Source organism: Nostoc sp. NMS7 (assembly GCF_017115085.1).
GTDB lineage: Bacteria > Cyanobacteriota > Cyanobacteriia > Cyanobacteriales > Nostocaceae > Nostoc.
In genome coordinates this window covers 1-2,821 of record NZ_JABXKJ010000098.1, presented here as the reverse complement: position 1 = coordinate 2,821, position 2,821 = coordinate 1, and the positions used below count along the sequence as shown (strand labels likewise).

General features: G+C 44.6%; 7 protein-coding genes. 2 read left to right on the top strand and 5 right to left on the bottom strand.

The window, feature by feature from the left end; translation table 11 throughout:
* The first annotated feature begins 367 nt into the window (after window positions 1-367).
* Window positions 368-517 (top strand): gas vesicle protein GvpC, encoded by a 150-nt coding sequence (gene gvpC / locus HWQ38_RS10570; protein ID WP_292793011.1) that lies wholly within the window; start codon window positions 368-370, stop codon window positions 515-517.
* A 500-nt stretch (window positions 518-1,017) separates the two neighbouring features.
* On the opposite strand, the gene HWQ38_RS10565 is transcribed toward gvpC, so the two are convergent.
* From HWQ38_RS10565 to HWQ38_RS10555, 3 genes are all read right to left on the bottom strand, one after another.
* Window positions 1,018-1,173 carry a hypothetical protein gene (locus HWQ38_RS10565; protein WP_292793009.1) on the bottom strand — a complete coding sequence of 52 codons (156 nt, stop codon included), beginning with the start codon at window positions 1,171-1,173 and terminating at the stop codon, window positions 1,018-1,020.
* Window positions 1,145-1,600: an HAD-IC family P-type ATPase gene (locus HWQ38_RS10560; protein ID WP_292793007.1), complete on the bottom strand. Its 456-nt coding sequence runs from the start codon at window positions 1,598-1,600 to the stop codon at window positions 1,145-1,147. Before HWQ38_RS10560 ends, HWQ38_RS10565 begins: the two co-directional genes overlap by 29 nt.
* Window positions 1,601-1,777: 177 nt before the next feature.
* Window positions 1,778-2,071, bottom strand: a complete 294-nt coding sequence (locus tag HWQ38_RS10555) for an HPF/RaiA family ribosome-associated protein (RefSeq protein WP_292793005.1) — start codon at window positions 2,069-2,071, stop codon at window positions 1,778-1,780.
* Between HWQ38_RS10555 and HWQ38_RS10550 the strand changes: the two genes are divergently transcribed.
* On the top strand, window positions 2,030-2,218 hold the full coding sequence (locus HWQ38_RS10550; RefSeq protein ID WP_292793013.1) for a hypothetical protein: 189 nt from the start codon (window positions 2,030-2,032) through the stop codon (window positions 2,216-2,218). The genes HWQ38_RS10555 and HWQ38_RS10550 overlap by 42 nt on opposite strands.
* A 112-nt stretch (window positions 2,219-2,330) precedes the next feature.
* Here the strand turns inward: HWQ38_RS10550 and HWQ38_RS10545 are convergent, their stop codons facing one another.
* Together HWQ38_RS10545 and HWQ38_RS10540 are read right to left on the bottom strand one after the other, a co-directional pair.
* Window positions 2,331-2,531: a hypothetical protein gene (locus tag HWQ38_RS10545; RefSeq protein ID WP_292793003.1), complete on the bottom strand. Its 201-nt coding sequence runs from the start codon at window positions 2,529-2,531 to the stop codon at window positions 2,331-2,333.
* 28 nt (window positions 2,532-2,559) lie between these two features.
* Window positions 2,560-2,730: a hypothetical protein gene (locus tag HWQ38_RS10540; protein ID WP_292793001.1), complete on the bottom strand. Its 171-nt coding sequence runs from the start codon at window positions 2,728-2,730 to the stop codon at window positions 2,560-2,562.
* Between the last annotated feature and the right edge of the window lie 91 nt (window positions 2,731-2,821).

Below are 2,821 nucleotides of genomic sequence, written 5' to 3'. Positions count from 1 at the left end.
GTACCTGCTGTATCTGCTTAATTATTAAGTAGATGCAATCAAATTAGAATTACAAGCTAATACCGTTTCTTCGTGAAGTCATCTGCACCAAGATATTTCGATTCCTCCTCTTCCTGTGTTGTTCTTTGCAGTTAGTTTTTAGGGATTTGGATATCAGCATATCTTCATAGAGACTTGGTAGAAGTGAATCTGATTGGTCTTCTGTTTTTCATCGATTATCTTGATACTTCTCAATCAAGATTTATCAAAGGATAAAATGCCAAGAGCAGCTATTGTTTAAGCTACATTATCTGGATATTAATTGTCCAGTTAATGTAGTTTATTCATGATTTGAATAATATTGCGGAGTAACCTCATCATAGCTTTAATGGAAAGAATCCGGCAAGAACATCAGTCGATAGCTGAGGAAGTATCTCAACTATTTAAAGAGACTCATGAATTCTTGTCCGCTACAACAGCAGGCAGACAAGAGAAAGCCAAAAAACAAGCGCAATATCTGCATCAGTTCCACCAATAACGTAGTAAAAATATAACCTTCAGCAGGATCAGATATTTTTGGTTCGCTTCCCGAAAATAGACCAAAATGCCTTGTCCAATTCAACCAATGCTTAACATTGCAAAGAATTTCTAAGATACTACGCTCCGGCATCAAAACACGAATTTTTGATTCTAATTCTTCGACTTCATTCGTTTGGGCTAGGGATGGGATTCTTTTAAATACAGATTCTCCGTCTTTATTGATAGTGAATTGTTTATCAACCGCACAAATCTCATCTACAATGTCAGCTACCTGCGCTAATTTATCTTGTACGTGTTTAACAAAGTCATCTGGGTTAGCAGGAAATTCAAGTAAGCAACAGTATTCCTCTATCAACAGTTCCGATTCAGCATGACTCAATAATTATTCGCGGAAATCGGCATAACTTTCCGAACCCACAACACAAGCATCTCCTGTTTTAAATTCAGTCGCTAGAGTTGAGAAAATGCAAATTTATGAGGGGGAAAAATAAGGCATTTTTAGCCCCCCTTTTTTAGTCCAGCAATGGAGAGCTTCAGGTAAATTAGCGTTTGCAGAATGCTGCGATCGAGGTGAAAGTACCGTTCTCCTAAATACAACATCCCAAAAGAACTGGCTATGTAAGTATTAACTCCAGTGGCATAGAACAATTCCATCCAATTCTCCTTGCTTGAGGATAGAACTGGAGTACAGCACACTTCCCACTTTGCATTCTACGGGTAGTGATTCCCCCGTCAACGCCGATTGGTCAACCTGTGCCGGATCGCCTGACAGAAACCGCACATCTGCGGGGACAATATCGCCCAGACGCAGCCGGATCAGATCGCCAGGAACTAGTTCGCGGGCAGGGATCTGTGTCCAGGTGTTATCTCGTTTAACCCGTGCTTGGAGTGCTAATTTTGCCTTGAGAGCAGCGATCGCATTACTGGCTTGAAACTCTTCCGAAAAGCCCACTACTCCGTTGCCAATTAGGAGTAGCAAAATGATGCCAAAATTAACCCAGTCTCCAACTATTGCTGAGAGAATCACCGCCGCCTCAATCATCCAGGCGATCGGCCCCCAAAAGTGCGATAGGAATTGCATGATTGGGCTGACGGTCGTTTCGGGTAACTCGTTGTAGCCACCTTAGCACCGATGTCAACTTTGATGCCGGGGATGATTCCTCTGCTCCCCCTGCCTGCCTTAACAGATATAATTTGCTTAACTGAACCGTATTGGTCTATAAGGTCTTGTGCATTCATCTGTGACTCCTGGGAAAATTTATTGACTATTAATTGAGCTAAACAGAGGTGGGTCAGTTCTGTGATTTTCTTGGTGGTGCAGCCGTCCGAGAGTGCTATCGATCAATCTGGTCAATTTATCAGCAGCCCCGTCAACGGCTTGGTCTAAGGTCGCTGCCTGATGTGTTACCGCGATGGGCTGGCGGCCTTTGAGGCGGGCTTCTATCATGCAGCGCATATCATCATCGCCGCCCTTCTTGTCGCTGTTCTCATCGCTCAGGTGAACATCAATGTGAGTGATGTGATCGCTGAATCGGCTCAGGCTCTCTTCCACTACCTACCTGCGAAAAACTCTGCGATCGCATCCATCGGGTGGTTACACCATCGCCAGAAGGCGGCGCGGAGCATCGTCGCAAAAAAAGTGAGGCTATCCTACCTCATTGCTGCCAAGTTAACTACAACTCCTAGTTGTAAAACTTGAATTATTTCCTTGCGGCTAGGATGTAAAGCTGGTTCCGGGGCTGACTAATTGTTGCCCAAGATGAACGTAGCGAAATAACCAGTAAATGCTTAAGCCTAAAGCCGCAATTTCCCTAATTGCGGACAGCAAAGCGATCCCTGATTTGAGATCGCAGTAAACTAGCAGCTGGCGCATCGCCTATTGTTCCAGATAAGTGACCTTTATGACCTTGTGCGTCTGCTTTCGTACCCTGATCTTCTCCAAAGGAAATTTCGCCTTTCCCCATCTCCACTCGCTGTCCGTCCATAGTCTCCACAAACCAACGTCCCGACAAAGGGATGATCCACTGGGGTTTCGGGTTTTCATGCCAGTTTCAGTAACGTGCCACGGGCAAATTCATGATAAACTGCGATCGGTTGCAAGCTAGCAATTATTGAGTCGCGTCCAAAAACGGCGACAAACCAAGGAATACCAGCAGCAGGCATCCAAAATTGATGCCCATTATCATACACCTCAATCCGTAGCGCTCCCATATCCGCGATCCCTTGCTGATAATATTCGGCAATTTCTGTCCATAGGCTATGCTCTTAGTCTTGGATTTGGCAAAGCCCTGTCGGAAATCTT